The organism is Amycolatopsis sp. NPDC049253, from assembly GCF_040678995.1.
Classification (GTDB): domain Bacteria; phylum Actinomycetota; class Actinomycetes; order Mycobacteriales; family Pseudonocardiaceae; genus Amycolatopsis.
The window spans coordinates 398,425-423,467 of the sequence record NZ_JBFAQX010000005.1 but is presented as its reverse complement, the minus strand read 5'-3'; the positions used below and the strand labels follow the sequence as shown (position 1 = coordinate 423,467).

Sequence of the window (25,043 nt, the reverse complement as noted above, 5' to 3'; positions counted from 1 at the left end):
GGCCGCTGGGCCGGCAAGACCACGCCATCTGCTGGGTTGGCGCAGCTTCTCCGGGCAGCCGAACAGCTGGCAGAGCCCCAGGCCACGGGTCCGGCAAGATCACCCCTTCTGCTGGGTTGGTGAAGCTTCGCCGGGCTGCTGAGTGGTTGGCAGAGCCTGAGGCCACGGGGTCGGCAAGACCACCCCACCCGCTGGGTTGGCGCAGCCTCGCTGGGCTGCCGAGTGGTTGGCAGAGCCCGAGGCCGCGGGGTCCGGCAAGATCACCCCTTCTGCCGGGTTGGCGCAGCCTCGCCGGGCTCACTAGTGGTCGAGAGAGCCCGAGGCCGCGGGGTCTGCAAGACCGCTCCTTCTGCAGGGTCGCCGAAGCCCCGCCGGGCTGCCGAGTGGCTGGCAGAGCGTGAGGCCACCGGGCTGGCAGCACCACCCGCCGGGTCGCCCAAGCCTCGCCGCGCAGCCGAACGGCCGGCTAAGTCCCACCGCGCCCAACCGGCACAACCACCGCCCGGCCGGCCAAAGCCACGGGCCCCAACCTCACCCCACGTTCGCCGTGCAGAGGGCGATCGTCGAGCCGCTGTTGTCGGCCACCGTTGTGCCGTCCACGAGGATCGTGCAGGAGATCTGGTTCGCGACGCTCGCGTTGGCGGTGTCGGCGGTCAGGCTGAGGATCGGGGTGCCGCCGCTGAAGGAGCCGTGGCCGTGCCACTGGTCGGTGCTCGCGGGGGCCGCCTCGGTGCGCTGGTCGTTGAGCGTGCCGTAGCGGACGGTGGCGCCGCCGGCCGAGGTGACGACGAAGTCGACGTTGTGTTCGTCGCCCGGGGCCGGCGGGATGTGGAGGTCGCCGGCGCTGCTGGTGCCGAAGACCGACGGGAACAGGATCATCGTGGCCGACAGCAGGGCGGCGATCACCGTGACGATCACCGCCGTCACGGCGATGCCGCGGCCGCCCGCTTTGCCGCGGGTGGCCTGGACCGTGCCGACGATCCCCAGCACCAGCCCGACGCCCGCAAGCGGCCACGCGACGAAGCCGTAGTCCGGCACGAACGCCGCCGCGATCGCGGCCAGGCCGAGCACCAGGCCGACGATGCCGAGGACGTTCGGCTTCGGCTTGGGCGGAGTGCGGTCCGGCGGCGTCGGCAGGACCCCGCCGGGAGCGGCGGCGAGCCGGGGGTCGGGCGGGATCACGCGCCAGGAGCCGGAGTCCGACGAACCGCCGCGGTGGGCCGAGGCGGCGGGTTCGGCCCGCCAGGTGCCCGAGTCCGAAGCTCCGCGGCGCGCACCGTCGCCCGATCCGTCGAGGCGAGCAGCGGGATCGACGCGCCAGGCACCCGAGACGGAAGATCCGCCACCGCGCGAAGTGGCAGCGCCGGAATCCGCAGCCCCCCTGCCCCGACGCAAGGAATCCGCGGAATCGGGGCCGCCGCGCGCCCCGGAATCACCACCCCGAGCCCGGTTTTCGGAACCGGTGCCAGGCGGCGCGGGAGCACGTCCGGAAGAGCGGCCGTGGCGCGCGGGAGCGGACGGGTGCCGCGGGTCGGGGGAGGTCATGCGTGGGGGCCTTCCGGGTCGAAGTGCGACGACGTTAACCCACGCCGACCAGTGGGAGGCGAAATCGTTACATAGCAGAAAACGTCATCTATTCACCTCGCCGAACGCGCACCGGTCATTAACTGTCCCGCGCCCCAGCACGTGACCAGTTTGTTCGAGGAAGCACAATTGAGCATGCGCCGCGTATACACATTATCGGCACCGAGAATGAACAAACCGCGCGAAATCAGTGGTCGAACAAGCTCACTTCGGGCGTGATCTCGAGCAGTTCGTGCACCGGGCGGCCGCGGCGGCCGTCGATGGTCGTCGTCCGGACCACGCGCAGGCGGGCGGTCACCGGGCGGTCGAGGTTCTCCTTGATCTGGTCGAGCAGGTCCTCGGCGACGGCGCCCTGGATCGTGCCGCCGGATTCGCGCTCCAGATAAAAAATCCGCCGCCGCGTGCGGACGCCGTCGAGGCGCCCGGAGACGGTCTCGTAGCCCACGGCCTCGCGCGACTCGCGCAGGCTGTCCCGCAGGATCCGCGCCTGTTCGGTCGTCACGCTGCGCGTCACGTGCTCGCCCGCGGTGGGCGTGAGCGCCATGCCGATGCCGGCGTGCTTGCTCACCGCGTTGACGATGTCGCTCACCGCGTTGCGCACGGTGTCGCGCTGCAGCAGCACCGCGTCGAGCGCGCCGTCGTCGGAACCGTTGGCGGGCAGGAAGTCGCAGAGCTCCTTGACCGCGCGCTCGGACAGCGTCTCGATGCCGTCGTGGATCAGCGCGTCGTCGAGCGCCGGCTCGGGGAAGCCGAAGAAGATCGCGTTGCCCGCCTGGCCCTTCTGGATCAGCGGCGCCTTGTCGCGGTCGGCCTGCTGGACGAAGGTGACCTCGTTGGACGGGTTGCGGATGATGTGCCCGATCTTCGCCGTCGCGTCCTGCAGCGCGCGGCTGATGTCCGAGAACGTGTACGCGTCGATGTGCGTCTCGCCGATCACCGACACGTGCAGCAGCGGCGAGCGCGACGTGCGCTCGAACTTCGCGTTGGCCGCCATCGCCGACGCGCGCGCGAGGTCGTCGAGCCACGTACCGCCGGGGATCTCGTCGGCGATGCGCCGGAACTCGTTCCTCACCAGACCATCTCCGGGAACCCCTTGCCGCCCTCGGCCCACACGGTCTCCCACACGTCCTCATCACCGGGACGGCACAGGAACCCGTCGAGCATGCCGCCCACCGGCTGCACCTGCTCGAGGTACATCGCGGGCTGCCCGACGATGACTCCGCGCAGCGTGAGCAGGCCGTACAGCGCCGTTCGCCCGCTGTCGTCGAGCCGCTTGAGCGCGCCCCACTCGTCGGGCAGCAGCACCACGTCGAGGCCGCGCGGCGGGTGGCCCGTGCGCGTGACGAACGCGCCGCCGATCCACGCGCGGCCCGAAGAGATCACCCGGCGGGCGACGCCGAGGTAGCTGTTGAGCGCGCTGAACAGGATCTCGCGATCGTTCTGGTGCGGGGCGTCGAACACGAGCCGCTCGTAGACGTCGGCGAGATCGGCCTGGTGACGGCCCGGCGGCAGCAGGTTCTGCGGCGTCCAGTGCGGGAGCGCCATCGGACCTCCTGACCTCGCGAACCTCGACGAGAGGCTCACGGCTCCCGCTCACACCATTGCTCACAGTGCGTAGCCGAACTTACCAGGTGGGTGTCAGCCACCTCGCCCAGGTCGGCGCGGCGCGGACTCGCGGGGCTCGTCGTCGTGCGGCCACACGTCCACGGGCTCTTCGGCAGCCGGCCAGTTCAGGTCACCCGAGAGGTGCGGTTCGGGTTCCGGCAGTCGCCCGATCCGGTGGCCGGAGGGCTCGTCCGGGGCGTACGGCTCGTCCGGGTCCACCTCGGGGTAGTCGTTGTAGACCCGTTCGGGTTGCTCGGCGTAGTCGTAGCTGGGCACCGGGATGTACTGCGTCCGCTCGGCGTCGCTCGGCTCCGGGACGGCAGGCGCCGAATCCGGCGCCGAGGCCACGTCCGCAGCCGCGGCTTCCCGGGAACGCTTCGGCCGCCCCGCCCGCATGATCAGCCACATCACCAGCGCCCCCAGCAGGAACGCGACGAGCAGCCACAGCCAGATCTGCCCGAAGAGCCAGAGCATCCGCCATCACCTCTCTTCGACCGTGATCTCGACGCGCCGGTCCCCACCTTCGCCCGGCGCGGCCGTTCCGGTGCCCCGCACCAGCAGCCGGTTGGCCGGCACCCCGCCGGCCGTCAGCAGCCGCACCACCGCTCGCGCCCGGCTCTGCGAAAGCCGGACCGCCGAAGCGCGCCCGCCCGGTCCCGCGCCGACGTGCCCGGTGATCCGGTAACGCAGGTCGTCCGGCGCGTCCTTCAGCAGCTTCGCGACGGCGCGTGCCGCCTGCGTGCCCGCCGGCGTGAGCTGCGCGGTGTTCGGCTTGAACTCGATCGGCGTGTCCGCCAGCTGCGCGTCCAGCTCGTCCTGCACCCCGGCGCGATCGGTCGGGGGCGCGGACGAGGTCGTGCTCGGCGGCGCACTGCTGCTGGACGGCGGGCTCGTCGTCGACGGCGGCGTGGTCGTCACGGACGGCGGATTCGGCGCCGCCCCACCGGAAACCGCCGCGGACTCGACCCCTTCGACACCCTGCACGATCCCCAGCGCACGCCCGGCCTGGTCCGCCGGGAAGCCCGACAACGTCGCCTGCCGCCCCGAGAACGACACGTCGCCGCCGCGGATCCCGGCCGCGGCGAGCGCGGAGCGTGATCGTCCCGCGAGGTCGCCTTCGATCCCGTCCGCCCGCACCCACGTGACCACCCCGGCGAGCACGGCCGTGACCAGCAGTGCGACGGGGATCAGGCGGAGCCAACCGCGAGCACCGGACATAAAGGGACCATATGCCGGTCACGGCCCGTTGGCGACCTGGTCGGGCGCGCCATTCGGGTGGCGCTCACCCGAACCGGAGCCGGGTCAGGACGCGGTGGCGTTGCCCTGGAAGTCGCGCACGTCGAGCTCCAGCGCGGCGGCCTCGGCCTGCACCAGCGGTGAGAGCTGCGGCCGCTTCGGTGACAGCCCGTCACCCATCGACTCGCCCTTGAGCTGGCGGCGGATCCACGGCAGCAGGTGCGTCTTGGTCCAGTTGAGGTCCGAGCGGCGCGAGGTGATCCACGTGGCCGGCTCCGCGGTCGGCGCGTACGGCTCGCGCCAGTCCTCGGTCACGGGCAGGCCGAGCACCTCGGCTGTCAGCAGCGCGATGCGGCGGTGCGCGTCGGGCGTGAAGTGCAGGCGGTCGTCGCTCCAGGCGCGGCGGTCGTGCAGCGGCTCCATGGTCCAGAGGTCGACCATCTTCGCGCCGTGGCGGGCCGCGATCGCCCAGAGGTAGGTGTTGTAGATGCCGATCTTGCCGCGCAGCACGCTCATCACGGAGAGCGCCTTCGTGTCGGGACCGTTGAAGATCACGACGGGGATACCGGCCTCGCGCAGCTTCACCACACCGGCCTCGAAGCGGGCCGCGATGGCGTCGACGTCCGCGCCCGGCACGATCACGTCGTTGCCGCCCGCGCACAGCGTGACCAGGTCGGGCTTGACCTCCAGCGCGATCGGCAGCTGCTCGTCCATGATCTCGTCGAGCATCTTGCCGCGCAGCGACAAGTTGGCGTACTGGAAGTCCGGCCGTCCCGCGGCGAGCATCTCTGCGAGCCGGTCGGCCCAGCCCCGGAAGGAGCCGTCGGGCAGCTCGTCGTTGAGGCCTTCGGTGAAGCTGTCACCGATGGCCACGTAGCTGTCGATTCCGTACACGCTGGGATCCCCTTTCCCGGACTGATCGCGCCTGCCCCGCGTTAGGTTGTACACCACAACTAACAATCGGACGTCCCCGTATCCTTCCCGGCAGCCACCCCTGGTTCAGCCGGCGGACACAGTCTCTTATCTTGTCGGATCGTCGCGCGCCCGTATTACGGGAATTTCACCTCGATCCGGGGTGACGAACCGCTCAGTCGGGCACTGATCGGACACGCTGTGTGGCGAAGGTCTCCCGCTTCGGACCTGCCATCCCGGTATCCGGCAGGCTGGGGATGTGACGGACGAGACGACGCCTTCGCGCGAGTCGCTCGCGCAGATCCTCGGTGGCCGCCGTGGGGCGATCGACGCCAGCATCCCGCCGGTGGCCTTCGTCGTGGGCTGGCTGGCCACCGGGCAGTCGATCTCGTGGGGCGCGATCGTCGCCATCGGGGTCGCCGTGGTGCTCGGCGGCTACCGGCTGATCCGCGGCGACAAGGCGCGCGCGGTCGTCGTGAGCCTCGCGGCCGTGATGATCGCCGCGCTCATCGCGTTGCACACCGGCCGCGCGGAGGACTTCTTCCTGCTGCAGCTGCTCTCCAACGCCGCGAGCGCCCTGCTCTTCGCCGCCAGTATCGTGGTGCGCTGGCCGCTGCTGGGCCTGATCGTGGGGCTCCTGATCGGACAGAGGACACGCTGGCGCCGTGACCCCGCGCTGCTGCGCGCCTACTCGTGGGCGAGCTGGGTGTGGGTGCTGCAGTACCTGATCCGCGTGGTGGTCTACGGCCTGCTGTGGTGGGGCGGGCAGGTCGTGGCTCTCGGTATCGCCCGCACCGCGCTCTCGTGGCCACTGGTCGCGGCGACCGTGGCGGTGAGCGGCTGGGTGCTGTACAAGGCGCTGCCGGCCGGGCACCCGGGCCTGCGGCTCACGCCGGAACCGGGTTCGGAAGACGGACCCAGGACATAAGGCGGCCCCCGGCGAGGGGGGAGGGTCCGGGGGCCGCTGCCTACGGTACCCGGACCGACGGGTTGAGTCGACGGTTTGAACACTTCGAACCAGCTTTTGGTCGTATTCACCTTGCCGAAGGCCGCGCCGCCGTTTCTCCCCAGGCGTCCACTGCGGCCAGCCACGCGGCGCCGAGGACCCCGTCGGAGCTGGTCAGCACGTCGAGCCCGGCCAGTCCGGTTTTCACGAGCGGTCCCACCGGCCCGGTTCCCGTGAGGACGCTGCCCACGAGCACCACGGGAGTTTTCTCGCCCGGGTCGCGCGTGGCGAGGGCCGTGGCGACGAGAAGATCGGCTGCCCGGGCCACTATTTCCAGTGCCGAGGCTTCTCCGGCGGCCGCCGCGGCGCTCACGAGGGGCGCGAACCGGGCGAGCCGGATCGGCGGTTCGGCGTTGACCTTCGTGATGAGCGCACGCGCGGTGCCCAACCGATTCGCGTCCGTGACAAGCGACTTGGGGAAATCGGGATTGTCTGAAGTGGCCCCGTCGTCCCGAGAGTCCACAGGAGACGGTCCGAACGCCTCGGCGAGCACCGCGGCCGGCAGCCCCGTGAGCTCCGGTCCGCCGCCGAGCGCCTCCAAAGTGGATCGCACGGCCTCTCGCCCGAGCCAGAACGCCGAGCCCTCGTCGCCCAGCAGCCAGCCGTAGCCGCCCGCCGTGGCGGTCATCCGCCGGTTGCGGATGCGGCCGGCGATGGAGCCGGTGCCCGCCACGAGCACGGTGCCGTCGGGAGCCGACGTCGCCGACGCGTACGCGACTTCGGCGTCGGCCACCGTCCGAACCGTACCGTCCAAACCGATCCGTGACCACGCCCCGGCGAACACCGCCGCGACGGCGGGGTCGGACAGCTTGCTCACCCCGGCCAGCCCCACCACGGCGGCGCGCACGTCCGTGCGCCCGCCGAGCGCCTGCTCGATCGCCGAGGCGATGCGCGCGGCCGCCTCGGCCGGCGGGTGCGAGTTGGGGTTGGCGCCGCCGGCCGTCGAGGAGCCGAGCACGGCGCCGGTGGCATCGACCGCGATCGCTCGCGTCGACGTGCCACCGGCGTCCACGCCCACGACGAGGCTCACCGGGTCTTGGTCACCTTCAGCAGCCCGCGCGGGCTGTCCGGGTCACCGCCGCGCGCGAGCGAAAGCCCGAGCGCGATCCGCTGGATCGGCAGGATCTCCAGGATCGGCGCGAGCTCCTCGGCGGTCTGTGCCACGGGGATCCGCAGCGCCGCCGGCACGTCGGCCGACGCGGATCCGACCGCGAGCACGTCGGCGCCGCGCTTGCCGACGGCCTCGAGCACCTCGCCCATCGCCTCGCCGCCGTGGCCCGCGCTGGTCACGGCGAGCACGGCGGTCTCGCCGTCGACGGCCGCGACCGGACCGTGGAGCAGGTCCGCACCGCTGTACGCGCGGGCGGCGAGGTAGCTCGTCTCCGCCAGCTTCAGTGAACCTTCGAGTGCCGTCGCGTACGAGTAACCGCGGCCGGTGGTGAGGACGCGGTCGACGAAGCGGTAGCGGTCCACCGCGCGCTGCACGCCTTCGGCAGCGCCGTCGAGCGTCTGCTGGGCGAGGTCGCCGAGCTTCTGCGCGTCGGCCGCCTTGCCGCCGCGCACGGCGTCGATGAACAGGTACAGCGCGAGCAACGTCGCGGAGTACGTCTTCGTCGCGGCCACCGCCTTCTCCACGCCGGCGCCGATGTCCACGCCCAGCTCGGCCGCCGCGCGCAGCGGCGAGTCCGGCGTGTTCGTGACCGACACCGTGAGCGCGCCCTGGCGACGGGCGGCTTCGGTGACCTCGATGAGGTCGGGTGAGCCGCCGCTCTGGCTCACGGTGACGAAGAGCACGTCCTTCAGGTCCGGTCGTGCGCCGTAGAGCGTGGCGGTGGACGGTGACACGAGACCCGCGGGAAGGCCCAGGAGTACCTCGATCAGGTACTTGGCGTACAACGCAGCGTGGTCACTCGAACCCCGTGCGGCGAGCAAAGCGAAACGGGGCGGCTTTTGTGAAATCTTTTCAGCTACTTCGGCTATTTCGCCCTGCCGCTCGACGAGCCCGGCCAGTACGGCAGGCTGCTCCGAGATTTCCGCGGCCATGTGCTCGCCGGGACGTTGTTGGGTCATCACTTTCCTCTCCGCCGGGACCGGGGCCCCGGGTGTGCTGAGCGGCGTGCGGTCAGGTCTAGACCAATGCTAGCCGGGCGGAGCGTTTGTGGTGAAGGGTACGTTTCTTGACGGGGAAGTGGCGCGATAGTGAGGGAAAGCTGAGGGAGCCGGTCATGTTGGAGACATCCCCCGCGAGTGAGGCGGGGACCACGGCGGGTGTGCGCGGACAGCGCGAACCCAAGTACTGGGCGCTGAAACAGCACCTGCTGGATCTGCTCGACGCTCTGCCGCCGGGCTCACCGATCCCGACGGAACGGGCGCTGGCGGGCGAGTTCACCGTGTCGCGCACCACCGTGCGGCAGGCGCTGGCGGACCTGACGGCCGAGGGCCGCTTGCACCGCGTTCAAGGCAAGGGCACGTTCGCGGCCGAGCCGAAGCTCGCGCAGCGGCTGCAGCTGTCCTCGTACACGGAGGACATGCGCAAGCAAGGCCTGAAGCCGTCGTCGAAACTGCTCGAACTCGAGGAATTGCCCGTGGAGGGCGAACTCGCGAAACTGCTCGCGATCCGCCAGGGTGCGAAAATTCTTCGCCTTCGCCGTCTGCGGCTGGCCGATTCCCAGCCCATGGCGCTGGAGACGACGCACTTGCCGCTCGGGCGCTTCCGCGGGCTGCGCAAGCACATTTCGGCCGGAGGGTCGCTCTACGCAGTGCTTCGTGAGCACTACGGCGTCGAGCTCGAGCGCGCCGAGGAGACGATCGAGACGTCGCTCGCCGGCCCGCAGGAAGCCGAGATGCTCGGCGCGGACGTCGGCATGCCGGTGATGATGCTGACGCGGCACTCGTTCGCCACCGACGGCAAGCCGGTGGAGTTCGCGCGCTCGGTGTACCGCGGCGACCGCTACAAGTTCGTCACGACGCTGCTGCCGTGAGGCGGGCCGGCGGGCCCGCGAGCAGACGCCGGTCCGGGCGCGGGTGGTTGCGCCCGGACCGGCGTCGCGACACCGTGTGCGCATGACTTTCGAGCGTGCCCGGTGACGACGACGGACAGCGGGATCCGCTGGGGCACCCCGCTGGCGCGCGGGGTGCTGTGGACGACGATCCTCGGTTCGGGCATGGCCATGCTCGACGGGACGATCGTCAACGTCGCGCTGCCCCGGATCGGCGAAGAGCTCGGTGCCACGGTCGCCGGCCTGCAGTGGATCCTCGACGGCTACATGCTGGCGCTCGCCGCATTGATCCTCGTGGCCGGCTCGCTCGGCGACCGCTACGGCCGGCGCCGCATGTACCTGATCGGCGTGGTCTGGTTCGGCATCGCCTCGGGGCTGTGCGCGATCGCCACCTCGACCACGGAGCTGGTGATCTTCCGGATCATCCAGGGCATCGGCGGCGCGCTGCTGACGCCGGGCTCGCTGGCGATCCTGCAGTCGTCGTTCGCGCACAATGACCGGGCGCGCGCGATCGGCGCGTGGTCCGGGCTGGGTGGTCTGGCCGCCGCGGTCGGACCTCTGCTCGGCGGCGTGCTCGTGCAGGTCTGGTCCTGGCGGCTCGCGTTTCTGATCAACCTGCCGCTGGCGCTCGTCGTGGTGCTGATGGCGCTGAAGTTCGTGCCCGAGTCGCGCGACGAGACGGCCACCGGCCACCCCGACTTCACGGCCGCCGCGACGGGCGCGATCGGGCTCGCGGGGATCACCGGCGCGCTGGTCGAAGCGCCCGGCCGCGGCATCGGCGACCCGATCGTGCTGATCGCGCTGGTCGCCGGCATCGCCGGGCTGGGCGTGTTCCTCTGGCTGCAGCACCACTCCCGTGAACCGCTCGTGCCGCCCAGCCTCTTCCGCAACCGGACGTTCACGCTCTCCAACGCGCTCACGTTCGTGGTCTACGCCGCCCTCGGCGCCGTGATGATGCTGCTGGTCCTGCAGCTGCAGGTCTCCCTCGGCTACCCGCCGACGCTCGCGGGCCTGGCCGGGCTGCCGATCACGATCATCATGCTGCTGCTCTCGGGCCGCTCGGGCGCGCTGGCCCAGCGCATCGGGCCGCGCCTGCAGCTGGTGGTCGGACCCATCGTGATCGGCGTCGGCATGCTGCTGCTGATCCGCGTCGGACCGGGGTCCTCGTACCTCGGTTCGGTCTTCCCCGCGGTGGTCGTGTTCGGCCTCGGACTCGCGTGCACGGTGGCGCCGGTGACCGCGACGGTGCTCGCCGCGGCCCCCGACCGCTTCGCCGGTGTCGCGTCCGGAGTGAACAACGCGATCGCCCGAACGGGTGGTCTTCTTGCGGTCGCGGTCCTGCCCGCGGCCGCCGGACTCACCGGTTCGGCCTACCGTGACCCCGTCGCGCTGACGGCCGGCTGGCGCATGGCACTGCTCATCTGCGCCGTTCTGGCGATCGCCGGAGGCCTCATCGCGTTGGGGATTCACAACGGCGTGCTCGGTTCACCGGACGATTCCGGAGACGCCTCCGGTGGCGCGGCCGGGCCCGAGGCCAAGCGGACCGTGGACGACGAGTCGCCGCACCTCGGCGAGTGCTTCTCGTGCGGCGTGGACGGACCGCCGACCCACGTCCGCCCGGGCCCGGCGCGCGACTGAGCCGCTACGCGAGTAGCTCGGCCAGCAGTTCCGGGTCGACGTTGCCACCGGAGATCACCGACACCGTCTTGCCGCCCGGCAGCTCGCCGGCGTGGTGGAGGAACGCGGCGGTGGCCGTCGCGCCGCTGGGCTCCGCCACGATCCGAGCCCGGCGGGCCAGCACGCGCGTGGCGTCGCGGATCTCGTCCTCGGTCACGGTGACGATGCCGTCGAGCACGCTCTGCAAGTGCGCGAACGTGAGGTCCGACGGCTGGGCGCGCAGGCCGTCGGCGATCGTGCGGGCGCGCTGCTCCATCGGCCACTGGACGCGGCGGCCGGCGCGCAGGCTCTCAGCGGTGTCGCCGGCCAGCTCGGGCTCGACGGCGATCACCTTCGCGCCGGGGCACAGCGCCTTGATCGCCGTGCCGACGCCGGAGGCGAGCCCGCCGCCGCTCACCGGCACGAGCACGGTGTCGACGTCCGGCAGGTCGGTGGCGATTTCCAGGCCCGCGGTGCCCTGCCCCGCGATCACGTCGGGGTGGTCGAACGGCGGGATGTAGGTGAGCCCGCGCTCCTTCGCCAGCGCGGACGCGACCGGTTCCTGCTCGGCGATCGGGACCTCGATCACCTCGGCGCCCCAGCTCCGCGTGGCCTCGACCTTGAGGCGCGGCGCGACGTCCGGCACCACGATCACGGCGGGGATGCCGAAGGCGTTCGCGGAGTAGGCGACGGCCTGGGCGTGGTTACCGCTGGAGTACGAGACCACGCCGCGTGCGCGCTCCGCGTCGTCGAGTGAGGCGATCGCGTTGTACGCGCCGCGGATCTTGAACGCGCCGATCTGTTGCAGGCTCTCGGGTTTGAGCCACAGCTCGCCTTCGGCCCAGTGCTGGCGCAGCAGCGGCGTGCGCACGGCGTGGTCGGCTACCCGCTTCGCCGCGGCCTCGATGTCGGAGATCGTCACCAATCGCATGTGGTGATTATGTCAGGAAAGTGTGAGCCGTAGTCCATCCATTGTGGACGGTCAACGTGTCCTCGCTCACGGATGGGCAACGCGGGGAGTTCCTCGCGCGACTTACTCGTTGAACCCCGGAGGGGAAATCGCGCGGGTACTAGTAGATCGGGATCATGAGTCAGCAGCAGGAAAAGACGTCGGAGCAGGGCGAGAAGAAGAGTTTCCGCCCGGCGCAGGTGGTGGCGACGGCACTGGCCGCCGTCACGGCCGCATTGCTGGGTTCGACGCTCGGCGTGGCGGGGACCGTCGTGGGCGCCGGGGTGGCGAGCGTGATCACCACGGTGGGCGCCGAGCTGTACCTGCGTTCGCTGCAGCGCACGCGCGAGGCCGCGCTGAAGGCGCGCGCGGCGCTCGTGACGGCCGGGCAGCGCAGGGGGAGCAAGCCCGGGCTGTCGCCGGTGGACGACCCGGCGCAGATGCCGACCGTGCTCCTGCCGCTCGACCCGTCGGAGATGCCGACGGTGCGGATCTCGAAGCTCGCCGGGCCGCAGCGGCCGGAGCCGGAGGAATCGTTCGCCGACAAACTGCGGAAGCTGCGCTGGCCGATCATCATCGGGACGAGCGTGGTCGCCACGGCCATCGCGATCGCCGTGGCGGTGGGGGCGGAGCTGGCCTTGCACGGCGAGGTGGGATCCGGCGTCTTCAACCACGGCAACTCGGGCACGAGCCAGCAGCAGCAGAAGCAGGACGACAACCCGCCCTCGACCTTGCAGAACACCCCGCCGCCCAGCGAGACCGAGTCGAACACCCCGCCGCCGTCGTCCTCGTCTTCGAGCACGTCGACCAGCGAAAGCCCGACGTCTTCGAGTAGCTCGGACAGTGCGCCGCCGCCGTCGAGCACGGGCGGGGCGGCGTCGACCACGCCGAGCGCGCCGCAGACGAAGGCGGGTTCGGCGACCCCGACCCCCTAACCGAGCCGGGACTTGAGCGCCTGCGCGGCCGCCTTCGGGTCTTCGGCTTCGGTGATGGCGCGGACCACGACGATCCGCGTCGCGCCGGCGGCGAGCACCTCCGGCAGCCGTTCGGTGTCGATGCCGCCGATCGCGAACCACGGCCGGTCGGTACCGGTTTCCGCAGTGGCCCGGACCAGATCGAGGCCCGGCGCGTACCGGCCGGGCTTGGTCGGCGTCGGCCAGCACGGGCCGGTGCAGAAGTAGTCCACGCCGTCTTCGGCGGCGGCCGCAGTGGCCTGTTCGACCGAGTGCGTGGAGCGGCCGATCACCACGTCGTCGCCCAGAATGCGGCGGGCGAGCGGCACAGGGATGTCGTGTTGGCCCAGGTGCAGCACGTCGGCGCCCACGGCGAGGGCGACGTCGGCGCGGTCGTTCACCGACAGCAGCGCACCGTGGCGCGCGCACGCTTCGGCGAGCACCTCGAGCGCCGCGATCTCCTGTGCGGCCTCGAGCGGGGCGCCGTTCGTCTTGTCGCGCAGCTGCACGATGTCGACGCCGCCGGCCAGCGCCGCGTCGATGAACTCGGCGAGGTCGCCACGCGACGAGCGGGCGTCGGTGCACAGGTACAGCCGCGAATCGGCCAGGCGGGTGCGGATCTGTGATCCGGTCAGGGCGGGCATAGCGGGGACGTTACCCGCGCGCTACGGTGGGGTGGTCCGCACGGGAGCCCGAGGCACGGGCTGAGAGGGAGCTGCCGCTCCGACCGTGGAACCTGATCCGGGTCATGCCGGCGCAGGGAGCGTGATTTCCATGAGCGAGAACCTGACCATCGTCGGCGGTGGTGTCATCGGCCTGTCCGCCGCTTGGCGCGCGGCGGCCCGCGGCCGTCGCGTCACGGTGGTCGATCCGGCACCCGCGCGCGGCGCGTCCTGGCTGGCCGGCGGCATGCTGGCGCCGGTCACGGAGGCGTGGCCGGGTGAGGAGCACGTGCTCAGCCTCGGCGAGGAGTCGCTGCGGCGCTGGCCGGCGTTCGCGCGTGACCTCGCGGCCGAGGGCACGGACCCGGGGCTGGCTTCGCACGGCACGATCGTGGTCGCGTTCGACAGCGCCGACGCCGGGCACCTCGACATCCTCGCGGAGTACCTGACCTCGCTGGGCCGCGACGTCGAGCGGCTCACCGGACGGGCGGCGCGCCGGCTCGCGCCGGGCCTGGGTGCGGTGCGCGGCGGGCTGCACGTGCCCGGTGACCTGGCTGTCGACAACCGGAAGCTGCTCACGGCGCTGCTGGCGGCGTGTGCGAAACGGGGGGTCGAGTTCTCCGCTTCGCGGGTGACTTCGCTCGACGACGTGACCGGTCCCGTCGTGCTGGCGGCCGGCGCGTGGACGGGCACGTTGCACCCGCTGCTGGCCGACGCCGTGCGACCGCTCAAGGGCGAGATCCTTCGGCTGCGGCCGCGCCGGGGCTGCCTGCCGCCCCCGCCGTACACGGTGCGCGCGGTGGTGGAGGGCCGGCCGATCTACCTCGTGCCGCGCGCGGACGGCGAGCTGGTGCTCGGCGCGACGCAGTACGAAGCGGGCTTCGACGAGACCGTGACCGCGCGTGGCGTGCGGGAGCTGCTCGAAGGCGCCGAACGGATCCTGCCGGGCATCACGGAGTACGAGCTCGTCGAGACCGCGGCCGGGCTGCGCGCGGGAAGCCGCGACGCGCTGCCGTACATCGGTGAGCTCGGCGAAGGCGTGTACGCGGCGACGGGGCACCACCGCAACGGCCTGCTGATGGCCCCCGTGACTGCCGACGCCGTGGTCGCGTGGCTGGCCGGCGAGACCCCACCGGACGAAGTCGGGGCGGCCGCGCCCGCCCGTTTGCTGCAGAAGGAGCGAGTCTGATGGAGATCAAGGTCAACGGGAGCTGGCGCGAGTTCCCCGACGGCGCCACCGTTTCGGAGGTGCTCGACGCGCTCGACGTGACGCGCCAGGGCGTGGCCGTCGCGGTGAACGGCGAGGTCGTGCGCCGGGGGGAGTGGGAGGCGTCGGTGGTGCCGAAGGGCGCGAACATCGACGTGCTGACCGCGGTGCAGGGAGGCTGACGGTGGACGACGCTCTGGTCATCGGAGAACACAAGCTGACGTCGAGGCTGATCATCGGGACCGGTGGTGCCGCGAACCTGTCGGTGCTGGAACGCGCGCTGGTCGCGTCGGGTACCGAACTCACGACGGTCGCCATGCGCAAAGCCGACGCCGACGGCGGCACCGGCGTGCTCGGCCTCGTGCGGCGCCTCGGGATCAAGCTGCTGCCCAACACCGCCGGCTGCCGCACCGCCGCGGAGGCAGTGCTGACCGCTCAGCTGGCCCGCGAGGCACTCGACACGGACCTCATCAAGCTCGAGGTCCACGCCGACGACCGCACCCTGCTGCCCGACCCGTTCGAAACCCTCGACGCCGCAGAACAACTGGCGGCCGACGGTTTCACCGTGCTCGCGTACACCAACGACGACCCGGTGCTCGCCCTGCGGCTCGAGGAAGCCGGTTGCGCGGCCGTGATGCCTTTGGGTGCCCCCATCGGCACGGGCCTCGGCATCCGCAACCCGCACAACATCGAGCTGATCGTCGCGCGTGCCATGGTCCCCGTCATCCTCGACGCGGGTATCGGCACCGCGTCCGACGCGTGCCTCGCCATGGAACTCGGCTGCGACGCGGTGCTGCTGTCCACGGCCGTCACGCGCGCGAAGGACCCGGAACGGATGGCCGCGGCGATGCGCGCGGGCGTCGAGGCGGGCCGCCTGGCGCGCGACGCCGGCCGAGTCCCGCAGCGCTTCTGGGCGCACGCGTCGAGCCCGCCCCGGTGACGGCCGGTTTCGCCCTGCCGGGGTAAACGCGGGTAAGCCGCCTGGTGCAAGTGGGCCGCGTTGGGCGCCCCGGTCGGTGATTTCGTCCGCGCTTAACGCCGAACGTGCACCGTCAGGCCTTATGGTGGACGACACCTTTCCGGCGCAAAGGCGGCGGGCAACAGCGGGAGGAGCCAGCCGTGACTCTATCCTCGGTCCAGGACGTCTCGGGCAGGTTGTACCTGGCCGTGGGGCGGCTGTCGCGCTCGTTGCGGCAGGCGGGGGTCCCCGGGCCCGGCCACGGCGCGATCTCGGCCCTCGCGACGCTCGTCCACTTCGGTCAGCTGCGCCTCGGTGACCTCGCCGCGAAGGAGGGCGTCGCGGCGGCCACGATGTCGCGCATCATCGCCACCCTCGTCGAGGCGGGTTACGTCACGCGCGAATCCGACCCCGTCGACCGCCGCGCCTGGCTCGCCCGCGCGACGGAAGAGGGCGAGCGGCTCGTGTCCGGCGTGCGGTCCACCCGCGTGCAGGAGCTGAACCGCCGCCTCGACAAGCTGAGCCCGGAATACCGCGAAGCCCTCACGGTCGCGCTGCCGGCCCTGGAGGCCCTGATCTCCGACGACAGCTAGGGCGACCGGGTCACCCCGCGCGGTGCCCGTTCCGGACGGACGTGACCGCGGGCGTCAGCGCGCGAGCACCGCCAGACGCCTCACTGTGGGCGATGGTCTTGCGCTCGGCTGACCGCGGCCGAGACCGCTCCGCCGAACACCTGCCACAGCTTGTCGCGACCACTGGCCACCGGCCCGCCGAATCGCTGCCGCGCCGATGCCATCGCGGCCGCGGCCGGCTAACGGTCCTCCGGCGCGAGCCGCCAGAACGCCGACACCGGTCCCACCTTCGCGCCCATCGGGTACGAGTGCTCGACCGCGTGCGACACGAACCACTTGCCGTAGCGGGCGGCCTCGACGACCGACATGCCCTTGGCCAGCCCCGCCGTCAGCGCCGACGCCATGGTGTCGCCGGCGCCGTGCGTGTGCGGGGTGTTGAAGCGCGGGCCGGGCAGCTCCACGAACGTCGAGCCGTCGAAGAGGAGGTCCACGCACTCCGGGTCGGAGACGAGGTGGCCACTTTTCACGAGCACGTAGCGGGGGCCCAGCCGGTGCAGCACCACGGCTGCGGTGTGCATGCCCTCGCGGTCGGTCACGGTCAGGCCGGTCAGCAGGCGCACCTCGTCGAGGTTCGGCGTCAGCACGGTCGCGCGCGGCAGCAGCTCCTCGCGCAGCGCGGACAGCCCGTCGGCGTCGAAGAGCGGGTGGCCGGTCATCGACGCCGCCACCGGGTCGACCACGAACGGCACGTCGTAGTCGCGCCCGATGCCCGCGTTGTCGCACGCCGTCGCCACGGCGTGGATGATCTGCGCCGACGCGAGCATGCCCGTTTTCGCCGCGCCCACACCCATGTCCGATGCGACGGCCTCGATCTGGCCGGCGACGACGTGCGGTGGGATGTCCGCGCGATCGTGGACTCCCAACGTGTTCTGCACCGTCACGGCCGTCACGGCGACGAGCCCGTGCACGCCACAAGTGAGGAATGTCCGCAAATCGGCCTGGAGTCCGGCTGCGCCGCCGGAGTCGGAACCGGCGATGGTCAACGCCGACGGCGGGCTCGGGTTTTCAGTCATGGGCACTTTCCGACTTCTGGTCTAGTCCATTTGGTCAGCTGTCCTTCATCCACAGTCCATCACGGTGGCACAGTGTGAGTGCCATCGCACTATCGGTGGGTGAAGGGGTCAGGATGAAACTCGCTTCAGTGGTCGTGGCGGTCGCCGCGCTCGTCGCCACGTCGTTGTCCGGGGCAGCCGTGGCGAACGCGGACAGCCCGAAGCTCTCGCACGTGACGACGGTCGGCGTGCACAACACCTACGACCCGGCCGCGTACCCGTTCCTCGCTCAGGCGCTGGACAACGGCTCGTCGCTGATCGAGCTCGACGTGTGGCCGGACTTCATCACGCACGAGTGGAAGGTGAGCCACTCGAACCCGTTGGGCAACAGCAACAACTGCGTCGCCGCGTCGACGACCGCCGATCTCTACCAGGGCGGTACGAACAAGAACCTCGAGTACTGCCTCGACGACATCCGCATCTGGCTCGCGGCCCACCCGGACCACACGCCGATCACGCTGAAGCTCGAGATGAAGACCGGCTTCTCGGACAACACCGGCATGGGCCCCGATGAGCTCGACGCCGTGTTCCGCGCCCATCTCGGCAGCGCCGTGTTCAAGCCGGCCGACCTGCTCGGCAGCTACGCGACGCTGGACGACGCGGCCAAGGCGGACAACTGGCCGAGCGTGGACGCCTTGCACGGCAAGGTATTGACCGAGATCATCCCGGGCACGGTCGAGGAGCAGAACCCCACCGACACGCTGCACACCGACGTCGAGTACGCGAACTACCTGCTGGCGCAGAAGAACGCGGGCAAGCTCGGCGACGTCCAGATCTTCCCGACCGTGCACGGCGCCGTCGGCGGCGACCCGCGTGACAAGTACGCGGCGAACCTCAAGCCGTGGTTCGTGGTCTTCGACGGCGACGCCAACACGTGGGTCACGCAAACCGGCCCGTGGTGGTACGACGCCAACCACTACTACGTGGTGATGACCGACGGCCAGAACGTCGCCCCGGCCATCGACGACCACAACCCGACCGTCGATCAGGCCAACCAGCGTGTGGCCGAGCTGGCGGCGCAGCACGCGTCCGTGGTCACGTCCGACTGGACGGGCCTGACCACGGTGCTGCCGCAGGTCATCGCGCGCGGCTGAGTGCCACCTGGACAGTCCACAGTGGCCCCGGCTGTGAAGCCGGGGCCACTGTTCGTCTACATCAGACGGTGAGCACCAGTTTCCCCGTGACGCGCCCGCCTTCGCCCACCTCGTGGGCCTTCGCCGCGTCCTCGAGGGGGAACGTCTGGTCCACGTGCACCTTCAGCTGCCCGGCCTCGACGAGCTGCACCAGCCCGAGCAGCCCGACGCGGTCGGGCTCCACGAGGATCGGCGCCGTCCGCACGCCTCGCTTGGCCGCCTCCTCCTGAGCCCGCGTGCCGACGCCGCTGGGCACGCTGATGAGCAAACCGCCGGGCTTGAGCGACGGCAGCCAGCGCAGGTCGCTGTCCTCGCCGACGAGCCCGAGCACGACGTCGAGATCCGCCGGCGTCGCGTTCTCGTCGCGGTAGTCGATCGGCTCGTCCACGCCCAACGACCGCAGGAAGTCGTGCTTCCCCGCGCTGGCCGTGCCGAGCACGTACGCACCGCGCGCCTTCGCGATCTGCACGGCGAGGTGACCGACACCGCCGGCGGCCGCGTCCACGAGCACCCGCTGTCCATTCCGGACTTCCGCGACGTCCACCAGCGCCTGCCACGCCGTGAGCCCGGCCAGCGGCAGCCCGGCCGCCTCCGCGTGCGACAGTCCGGCCGGCTTGCGGACGAACTGCCGGGACGGCGCCGTCACGTACTCCGCGTAGGCCGCGGCCTCGCGTGGGAACCACGGCATGCCGAGCACCTCGTCGCCCTGCTTCACGCCGGTGGCCCCGAATCCCACCTCTTCGACGACGCCGGACACGTCCCAGCCCAGCGTGTAAGGCGGCTGGCTCAGGAACACCTGGTGCGCCCGGGTCTTCCAGTCGACGGGGTTGATGCCGGCGGCGTGCACGCGCACCAGCACCTCGGTCGGGCCCGGTGCCGGGCGGTCGGTCTCGGTCACCCGCAGCACCTCCGGGCCGCCGAACTCCCGCTGGGTCACCACGCGCATCTCGGATCTCTCCTTCTGGTCGGCTCGCTCGGTCTACCCCTATACTCGGCCCAGTGGTCACTTTTCGCCAGCAGGCACTTCCCCGTACCGTAGGTACCTGATGGAAACCACCTGTGACCAGGACGGATCCTGGGACGTTTATCTCAAGAGCTGTCCGTGCCGCGGTGTGCTCGACCTGCTCGCGAACAAGTGGACGGCGCTCGTGCTCGGCGTGCTGGAGCAGCGGCCGCACCGCTTCGGCGAGCTGCGCCGCGCCGTCGGCGGCATCAGCCAGAAGATGCTCACGCAGAACCTGCGCAACCTCGAACGCGACGGTTTCGTCAGCCGCAAGGTCTTCCCGACGACGCCGCCGACCGTCGAGTACGCGCTCACCCCGATGGGTGCGGAGGTCAGCGCGCACCTGGTGGCGCTGAGCACGTGGTCGCAGTCGAACTTCGACCGGATCCGCCAGGCGCGGAGCAGCTACGACACGCGCTCGTTCGAACCCGTGAACTAGCCGCGCCCCCATGCGGCGTTGGGCGCACCGAACGCCCCATGGGGTGTGGCGACTCAGGTGAAGCGCGGCGGCGGCTTCAGCACGCTTTTCCGGTAGTCGGTCACGGCCCGGCTCTCGGCGATGCCCGGTTTGGGGTCCAGGCCCCATTTCCGAATCACCTTGAGGGCCGCGGCCGGCTTGTTGGCCGAGACCAGCTGGTCGACCTCGAACTGCAGGTCCAAAGGCATCTGCGCCCACAGTGCGCGGGCGGCGGCGTCGTCGGTCACGGGTCCAGTGTGGCCGGTCAGTCGGCCAGCCGCCAGAACGGGGACACCGGCCCCACTCCGGCGCCCAGCGGATAGGCCTCGGCGACGCAGCGTTCGATGAACTTCTTCGCCTCAGTCACCGCCGTCGGCACGTCGGCGCCCTTGGCGAGCGACGACGTGATGGCCGAGGCCATCGTGTCGCCGCCGCCGTGGGTGTTCTCCGTGTCGATGCGCACGCCGCTGAGCTCCAGCACGTCCGTGCCGTCGGTCAGCAGGTCCACGCAGTCCTCGGCCTCGTAGAGGTGCCCGCCCTTCACGAGCACCCATCGAGACCCGAACTCCAGCAGCGCCTCGGCCGCCGCGCGCTGGGTTTGCGCGCCGGTGACCGTGATGCCGGTGAGCAGCCGCACCTCGTCGAGGTTCGGCGTGATCAGCGTGGCGCGCGGGAAGAGCTCCGTGCGGATGGCTTCCAGCGCCTCCTCGCGCAGCAGCGCGTGGCCGGTCATCGACGCCGCCACCGGGTCGACGACGAACGGGGTGTCCGTGTCGCGTCCGATGTGGACCTCGTCGAGCGTCCTCGCCACGGCTTGGATGATGTCGGCCGTGGCGAGCATGCCGGTCTTGGCCGCATTCACGCCCATGTCGCCGGCCACGGCCTTGATCTGCGCCGTGACGACGTCGGCCGGGATCTCGGTGAAGCCCTGCACACCGAGCGAGTTCTGCACCGTGACGGCCGTGAGCGCGACGAGCCCGTGGACACCGTGGGCGAAGAACGTGCGCAGGTCGGCCTGCACGCCCGCACCACCGCCGGAGTCGGATCCGGCGATGGTGAGGGCCGTGCGAGGGGTTTCAGTCATGACTACTGCCTCACTGTGCCGATCATTACCAATCCGACCACAGCCACGGCCGAATGGCTTCGCTGCAACGGTTACGTGCCGCTTGGGGGTCGGCCTGCTTTTGGCCGGATTGGTAATAGCGGGTGGAGCTACTGCCCGACGACCGGGAGGTAGACCTTGTTGCCCTGCTCGCCGAACTCGGCTGACTTCTCCGCCATGCCGGCCTCGATGGCCTCCACAGTGGACAGACCGTGCTCCTCGGCGTACTTGCGCACGTCGTGGGTGATCCGCATCGAGCAGAACTTCGGACCGCACATCGAGCAGAAGTGGGCGGTCTTCGCCGGCTCCGCGGGCAGCGTCTCGTCGTGGTACGACCGTGCGGTGTCGGGGTCGAGCGCCAGGTTGAACTGGTCGTTCCAGCGGAACTCGAAACGGGCCTTGGACAGCTCGTCGTCCCACTCGTGCGCGTGGGGGTGGCCCTTGGCGAGGTCGGCGGAGTGCGCGGCGATCTTGTAGGTGATCACGCCGGTCTTCACGTCGTCGCGGTTGGGCAGTCCGAGGTGCTCCTTCGGCGTGACGTAACACAGCATCGCCGTGCCGTACCAGCCGATCTGTGCGGCGCCGATGGCCGAGGTGATGTGGTCGTAGGCCGGCGCGATGTCCGTCGCGAGTGGACCGAGGGTGTAGAACGGCGCCTCGCCGGTGAGCTGTTCCTCCAGCTCCACGTTCTCCTTGATCTTGTGCATCGGCACGTGGCCGGGGCCCTCGATCATCACCTGCACGTCGTGTTCGCGCGCGATGTGCGTGAGCTCACCGAGGGTCTCGAGCTCGGCGAACTGCGCGCGGTCGTTGGCGTCGGCGATCGAACCGGGGCGCAGGCCGTCGCCGAGGGAGAATGTGACGTCGTACTTGCGCAGGATCTCGCAGAGTTCCTCGAAGTTCGTGTACAGGAAGGATTCCTTGTGGTGCGCGAGGCACCACGCGGCCATGATCGAGCCGCCGCGGCTCACGATCCCGGTCACGCGCCGGGCGGTGAGCGGGATGTAGCGCAGCAGCACACCCGCGTGGACGGTGACGTAGTCGACACCCTGTTCGCACTGCTCGATGATCGTGTCGCGGTAGACCTCCCACGACAGTTTTTCCGGCTCCCCGTTGACCTTCTCCAGCGCCTGGTAGATCGGCACGGTGCCCACGGGCACGGGGGAGTTGCGGACGATCCACTCGCGCGTCTCGTGGATGCGCTTGCCGGTGGACAGGTCCATGATCGTGTCGGCGCCCCAGCGGGTGGCCCACACCATCTTGTCGACCTCTTCCTCCACTGAGGACCAGACGGCCGAGTTGCCCATGTTTGCGTTGATCTTCACCAGGAACTTCTTGCCGATGATCATCGGCTCGCTTTCCGGGTGCTTGCGGTTGGCGGGGATCACCGCCCGCCCGCGCGCGACCTCGTCGCGCACGAACTCGGGTGAGCACCGCTCGCGCGCGGCGATGAACTCCATCTCGCGCGTGATCACGCCCGCTTTGGCCCAGCCGAGCTGGGTGTTGTGCGCGCGGCCGTCGGCCCAGCCCGCACGCAGCGGGTGAAGTCCATTGTGGACGTCGATCTTCGCGTCCGGGTCGGTGTACGGCCCGGACGTGTCGTACACGTCGAAGTGCTCACCGTTCGACAGGTCGATGCGCCGCGCCGGAACCCGCAGGCCCGACTCGGTGCGGTGGTAGACCTTGTGCGAACCGGTGATCGGCCCCGTGGTCACGGAAGGCGTGATGGCAGGCTCGTTCTCCAGCGTCGTCAACGACGTTCACTCCCTACGCCGGCATTACCCGGTCAGGTTCATGCGGTCGGCGGCACCGGGTGTCCACAGACAGACACCAGCCGCCCTCTCAGCCCGCCAAGGCGCGAGCTCCCGCGTTGGTTATGAGGTTGTCCCTCGACCATGCCACGGCGGATCACGCGAGCACAAGGCGGCCGCTCGTCCGGTGTGTTCTTCACCGGATCGGAGCAGGCGGCCGACAGGGGTTCACGTGACAGTCACCGGCCGGCTCCGGCGACCGGTGCCGATGGCGGTGCAGCGGACGTACTCGAGAATTCCCGGGGTTTCCGCCCGCCGTTGTTTCCGCGGAATCAGGCCGGCTACTCACGCGGCCCGCGAAATTGCCCGAACGGCGTTTTTTCGGCGCCTTTCCCCGGCCGATAAAGTGCCGAAACGAGGCTCCCGGCCCCAACCCGGACCGGGAGACTCGTCGACAAAGAAACTCAGGCCTCGGCGGGCTCGTCCTTCGGCGGCAGCCAGCTCAACCCCGGCACACCCCATTTGTTCTTCTTCAGCATCTTCTTCGCCGCCCGCGCGTGGCGGCCCACGAGGCGGTCGAGGTACAGGTGCCCGTCCAGGTGATCCGTCTCGTGCTGCAGGCAGCGGGCGAAGTAGCCGGTGCCCTCGACGGTGATCGGCTCACCCGTCACGTCGAAACCGGTCACGCGGGCCCACGAGGCGCGGCCGGTGGGGTAGGACTCGCCGGGGACCGAGAGGCAGCCCTCCCAGTCGTCGTCCGGGTCCGGCATGGTCTCGGGGATCTCGGACGTCTCCAGCTTCGGGTTCACCACCAGGCCGCGGTGCTCGACGCCCTCGTCGTCGGGGCAGTCGTAGACGAACAGGCGCAGGTCGAGGCCGATCTGGTTGGCCGCGAGGCCCACGCCTTCGGCGGCGTACATCGTCTCGAACATGTCCTCGGTCAGCGTGCGCAGCTGCTCGTCGAACTCCGTGACCTCACGGGTCGGCTGGTGCAGCACGGGATCGCCGGCGATGCGGATGGGGTGGACGGTCACGAGCAGCGAGTTTAGTCGGACCCGTCTGATACACCTGGATCGGACCGTGACGCGCCGCGCCGGATGCCCATGTCGAGCGTGGGTTCCGTGGTTGAATGGCGCCCGCGGAAGGACAGCCGACACCGATTGCGAGGACCGCATGGACGCCGCGGAGTCGATGGCTGAGGACCAGCCGTCGCCGCCGGAGAATGTGGGTGGCCTGACCGGGCGTGAGGTGGAGATCCTCGCGTTCGAACGTCAGTGGTGGCGGCACGCCGGTGCCAAGGAGAACGCCATCCGGGAACGGTTCTCGCTGTCCTCGACCCGTTACTACCAGCTGCTGAACACACTGCTGGAAAAGCCTGAGGCCATGGCGGCCGACCCGATGCTGGTGAAGCGGCTGCGCAAGACGCGCGCCGCCCGGCAGCGCAAGCGCGGCGCCAGGCGGCTGGGGATCGAACTGTCATGAGTTTCTTCTCGGGACTGTCCCGGCCCATGCGGGCCGCGGGCGTCGCGCTCATCGGCGTCGCCGTGATCGCCGCGATCATCGGCGGCGTGACCGCGCTGTCGGGTAATGGATCGGGTGACAACACCGCCGGGCCCACCAGCTCGAGCGGGTCGCCGTCGTCGTCGTCGCAGGCGGGGCCGGGCTCGTCGTCCTCGGCGACGTCGCCTTCGTCTTCGGCCCCGTCTTCGCCTGCTTCGTCGGCGCCTTCGTCGCCGCCGGCCGGCCAGCCGGGGCAGCCGGGCCAGCCTGGTCAGCCGAGCGGACAGCCGGGTCAGCCCGGCCAGCCCGGTGGTCAGCCGGGGCAGCCGGGCGGCGACCAGCAGGCGACCAACAAGTGGGTGACCGTGCGGGTCTACAACAACTCCACGATCCCGCACCTCGCCGAGCAGGCCGCCCAAGACTTCCGCGCGTCGGGCTGGAACGTGCCCGAGGTCGGCAACTACCCGCAGGGCGTGATCCCGCACACCACGGCCTACTTCCGGCCGGGCACCGACGAGGAGGCCGCCGCGAAGCAGCTGGCCGCCGAGTTCGGCTTCCAGGCCCAGCCGCGGTTCGACGGCATCCAGAACTCGAGCCCGGGCGTGATCGTGATCATCACGAAGGATTACCAGAGCGGCCACAAGGGCAGCTGACCAGCGAAAACAACGGGGCTCCGCCGGGCAGGC

The 25,043-nt window shown here is 70.7% G+C and carries 28 protein-coding genes and 2 riboswitches; of the genes, 12 read left to right on the top strand and 16 right to left on the bottom strand.

The annotated features are described in order from the left end of the window. Positions 1 to 531: 531 nt before the first annotated feature. The 6 genes from AB0K15_RS15310 to AB0K15_RS15285 all read right to left on the bottom strand — a co-directional run bounded on the left by AB0K15_RS15310 (position 532) and on the right by AB0K15_RS15285 (position 5,319). The gene (locus AB0K15_RS15310) at positions 532 to 1,182 is read right to left on the bottom strand and encodes a DUF4190 domain-containing protein (protein WP_364049749.1); all 651 of its coding nucleotides are present in this window, start codon (positions 1,180 to 1,182) and stop codon (positions 532 to 534) included. Between the two features lie 589 nt (positions 1,183 to 1,771). Continuing rightward, entirely contained in the window at positions 1,772 to 2,656 is an 885-nt protein-coding gene (locus tag AB0K15_RS15305; RefSeq protein ID WP_220244693.1) for a hypothetical protein, read from the bottom strand. After that, positions 2,653 to 3,129 (bottom strand): hypothetical protein, encoded by a 477-nt coding sequence (locus AB0K15_RS15300; RefSeq protein ID WP_364049747.1) that lies wholly within the window; start codon positions 3,127 to 3,129, stop codon positions 2,653 to 2,655. The genes AB0K15_RS15305 and AB0K15_RS15300 overlap by 4 nt, the downstream gene beginning before the upstream one ends. A gap of 93 nt (positions 3,130 to 3,222) precedes the next feature. Next, on the bottom strand, positions 3,223 to 3,663 hold the full coding sequence (locus AB0K15_RS15295) for a LapA family protein (protein WP_364049745.1): 441 nt from the start codon (positions 3,661 to 3,663) through the stop codon (positions 3,223 to 3,225). 6 nt (positions 3,664 to 3,669) lie between these two features. Then, positions 3,670 to 4,407 carry an OmpA family protein gene (locus AB0K15_RS15290; RefSeq protein ID WP_364049743.1) on the bottom strand — a complete coding sequence of 246 codons (738 nt, stop codon included), beginning with the start codon at positions 4,405 to 4,407 and terminating at the stop codon, positions 3,670 to 3,672. Positions 4,408 to 4,491: 84 nt separating this feature from the next. Further along, complete coding sequence (locus AB0K15_RS15285; RefSeq protein WP_360593457.1) at positions 4,492 to 5,319, bottom strand: SGNH/GDSL hydrolase family protein; 828 nt, start codon at positions 5,317 to 5,319, stop codon at positions 4,492 to 4,494. A gap of 277 nt (positions 5,320 to 5,596) precedes the next feature. Between AB0K15_RS15285 and AB0K15_RS15280 the strand changes: the two genes are divergently transcribed. Further along, the gene (locus AB0K15_RS15280; protein ID WP_364049740.1) at positions 5,597 to 6,265 is read left to right on the top strand and encodes a DUF3159 domain-containing protein; all 669 of its coding nucleotides are present in this window, start codon (positions 5,597 to 5,599) and stop codon (positions 6,263 to 6,265) included. A gap of 106 nt (positions 6,266 to 6,371) precedes the next feature. Here the strand turns inward: AB0K15_RS15280 and AB0K15_RS15275 are convergent, their stop codons facing one another. Together AB0K15_RS15275 and AB0K15_RS15270 are read right to left on the bottom strand one after the other, a co-directional pair. Next, positions 6,372 to 7,373, bottom strand: a complete 1,002-nt coding sequence (locus AB0K15_RS15275) for a BadF/BadG/BcrA/BcrD ATPase family protein (RefSeq protein WP_364049738.1) — start codon at positions 7,371 to 7,373, stop codon at positions 6,372 to 6,374. Next, positions 7,370 to 8,413, bottom strand: coding sequence for an SIS domain-containing protein (locus AB0K15_RS15270; RefSeq protein ID WP_364049736.1), 1,044 nt, complete (start codon positions 8,411 to 8,413; stop codon positions 7,370 to 7,372). The genes AB0K15_RS15275 and AB0K15_RS15270 overlap by 4 nt, the downstream gene beginning before the upstream one ends. 155 nt (positions 8,414 to 8,568) lie before the next feature. Between AB0K15_RS15270 and AB0K15_RS15265 the strand changes: the two genes are divergently transcribed. Continuing rightward, on the top strand, positions 8,569 to 9,324 hold the full coding sequence (locus AB0K15_RS15265; protein ID WP_364049734.1) for a GntR family transcriptional regulator: 756 nt from the start codon (positions 8,569 to 8,571) through the stop codon (positions 9,322 to 9,324). Between the two features lie 102 nt (positions 9,325 to 9,426). Then, positions 9,427 to 10,980, top strand: coding sequence for an MFS transporter (locus tag AB0K15_RS15260; protein WP_364049732.1), 1,554 nt, complete (start codon positions 9,427 to 9,429; stop codon positions 10,978 to 10,980). A gap of 4 nt (positions 10,981 to 10,984) precedes the next feature. Here AB0K15_RS15260 and AB0K15_RS15255 read toward each other — a convergent pair whose 3' ends face one another. Continuing rightward, complete coding sequence (locus tag AB0K15_RS15255) at positions 10,985 to 11,929, bottom strand: threonine/serine dehydratase (RefSeq protein ID WP_364049730.1); 945 nt, start codon at positions 11,927 to 11,929, stop codon at positions 10,985 to 10,987. A gap of 155 nt (positions 11,930 to 12,084) precedes the next feature. On the opposite strand from AB0K15_RS15255, the gene AB0K15_RS15250 reads away from it, so the two are divergent. Then, complete coding sequence (locus tag AB0K15_RS15250) at positions 12,085 to 12,882, top strand: hypothetical protein (RefSeq protein WP_364049728.1); 798 nt, start codon at positions 12,085 to 12,087, stop codon at positions 12,880 to 12,882. Here AB0K15_RS15250 and thiE read toward each other — a convergent pair. Further along, the gene (thiE, locus tag AB0K15_RS15245) at positions 12,879 to 13,544 is read right to left on the bottom strand and encodes a thiamine phosphate synthase (RefSeq protein ID WP_364049726.1); all 666 of its coding nucleotides are present in this window, start codon (positions 13,542 to 13,544) and stop codon (positions 12,879 to 12,881) included. The two genes, AB0K15_RS15250 and thiE, sit on opposite strands and share 4 nt — an antisense overlap. 30 nt (positions 13,545 to 13,574) lie before the next feature. Beyond that, positions 13,575 to 13,680: riboswitch (TPP riboswitch) on the top strand. Between thiE and thiO the strand changes: the two genes are divergently transcribed. The 4 genes from thiO to AB0K15_RS15225 all read left to right on the top strand — a co-directional run bounded on the left by thiO (position 13,675) and on the right by AB0K15_RS15225 (position 16,320). Then, entirely contained in the window at positions 13,675 to 14,751 is a 1,077-nt protein-coding gene (gene thiO, locus AB0K15_RS15240; RefSeq protein WP_364049724.1) for a glycine oxidase ThiO, read from the top strand. (Overlaps the previous riboswitch by 6 nt.) After that, positions 14,751 to 14,951, top strand: a complete 201-nt coding sequence (thiS, locus tag AB0K15_RS15235) for a sulfur carrier protein ThiS (RefSeq protein WP_285972039.1) — start codon at positions 14,751 to 14,753, stop codon at positions 14,949 to 14,951. Before thiO ends, thiS begins: the two co-directional genes overlap by 1 nt. Continuing rightward, positions 14,948 to 15,709, top strand: coding sequence for a thiazole synthase (locus AB0K15_RS15230; protein ID WP_364049959.1), 762 nt, complete (start codon positions 14,948 to 14,950; stop codon positions 15,707 to 15,709). The genes thiS and AB0K15_RS15230 overlap by 4 nt, the downstream gene beginning before the upstream one ends. 179 nt (positions 15,710 to 15,888) lie before the next feature. Beyond that, a complete protein-coding gene (locus tag AB0K15_RS15225) occupies positions 15,889 to 16,320 on the top strand; it encodes a MarR family transcriptional regulator (protein ID WP_285972041.1) in 432 nt (143 codons plus the stop codon). 218 nt (positions 16,321 to 16,538) lie between these two features. Here the strand turns inward: AB0K15_RS15225 and thiD (AB0K15_RS15220) are convergent, their stop codons facing one another. Beyond that, entirely contained in the window at positions 16,539 to 17,372 is an 834-nt protein-coding gene (gene thiD / locus AB0K15_RS15220) for a bifunctional hydroxymethylpyrimidine kinase/phosphomethylpyrimidine kinase (RefSeq protein WP_364049721.1), read from the bottom strand. 113 nt (positions 17,373 to 17,485) lie between these two features. On the opposite strand from thiD (AB0K15_RS15220), the gene AB0K15_RS15215 reads away from it, so the two are divergent. Then, entirely contained in the window at positions 17,486 to 18,505 is a 1,020-nt protein-coding gene (locus AB0K15_RS15215; RefSeq protein WP_364049719.1) for a phosphatidylinositol-specific phospholipase C domain-containing protein, read from the top strand. A 61-nt stretch (positions 18,506 to 18,566) separates the two neighbouring features. On the opposite strand, the gene AB0K15_RS15210 is transcribed toward AB0K15_RS15215, so the two are convergent. Continuing rightward, a complete protein-coding gene (locus AB0K15_RS15210) occupies positions 18,567 to 19,490 on the bottom strand; it encodes an NADP-dependent oxidoreductase (RefSeq protein ID WP_364049717.1) in 924 nt (307 codons plus the stop codon). Between the two features lie 100 nt (positions 19,491 to 19,590). On the opposite strand from AB0K15_RS15210, the gene AB0K15_RS15205 reads away from it, so the two are divergent. Beyond that, positions 19,591 to 19,986, top strand: coding sequence for a helix-turn-helix domain-containing protein (locus AB0K15_RS15205; protein WP_364049715.1), 396 nt, complete (start codon positions 19,591 to 19,593; stop codon positions 19,984 to 19,986). 53 nt (positions 19,987 to 20,039) lie between these two features. On the opposite strand, the gene AB0K15_RS15200 is transcribed toward AB0K15_RS15205, so the two are convergent. The 4 genes from AB0K15_RS15200 to AB0K15_RS15185 all read right to left on the bottom strand — a co-directional run bounded on the left by AB0K15_RS15200 (position 20,040) and on the right by AB0K15_RS15185 (position 23,891). Next, positions 20,040 to 20,252, bottom strand: coding sequence for a hypothetical protein (locus AB0K15_RS15200; RefSeq protein ID WP_220247898.1), 213 nt, complete (start codon positions 20,250 to 20,252; stop codon positions 20,040 to 20,042). 17 nt (positions 20,253 to 20,269) lie between these two features. Further along, entirely contained in the window at positions 20,270 to 21,088 is an 819-nt protein-coding gene (gene thiD / locus AB0K15_RS15195; RefSeq protein WP_364049713.1) for a bifunctional hydroxymethylpyrimidine kinase/phosphomethylpyrimidine kinase, read from the bottom strand. 128 nt (positions 21,089 to 21,216) lie between these two features. After that, a complete protein-coding gene (gene thiC / locus AB0K15_RS15190; RefSeq protein WP_360593482.1) occupies positions 21,217 to 22,860 on the bottom strand; it encodes a phosphomethylpyrimidine synthase ThiC in 1,644 nt (547 codons plus the stop codon). After that, positions 22,854 to 22,985, bottom strand: a riboswitch (TPP riboswitch). It overlaps the preceding gene by 7 nt. A gap of 336 nt (positions 22,986 to 23,321) precedes the next feature. Then, positions 23,322 to 23,891, bottom strand: a complete 570-nt coding sequence (locus tag AB0K15_RS15185) for a peptide deformylase (protein WP_364049711.1) — start codon at positions 23,889 to 23,891, stop codon at positions 23,322 to 23,324. Between the two features lie 139 nt (positions 23,892 to 24,030). Here AB0K15_RS15185 and AB0K15_RS15180 point away from each other — a divergent pair, with 139 nt between their 5' ends. Together AB0K15_RS15180 and AB0K15_RS15175 are read left to right on the top strand one after the other, a co-directional pair. Then, positions 24,031 to 24,339 (top strand): DUF3263 domain-containing protein, encoded by a 309-nt coding sequence (locus AB0K15_RS15180; protein ID WP_364049709.1) that lies wholly within the window; start codon positions 24,031 to 24,033, stop codon positions 24,337 to 24,339. Beyond that, positions 24,336 to 25,010 (top strand): LytR C-terminal domain-containing protein, encoded by a 675-nt coding sequence (locus AB0K15_RS15175; protein ID WP_364049707.1) that lies wholly within the window; start codon positions 24,336 to 24,338, stop codon positions 25,008 to 25,010. The genes AB0K15_RS15180 and AB0K15_RS15175 overlap by 4 nt, the downstream gene beginning before the upstream one ends. Positions 25,011 to 25,043 lie beyond the last annotated feature (33 nt).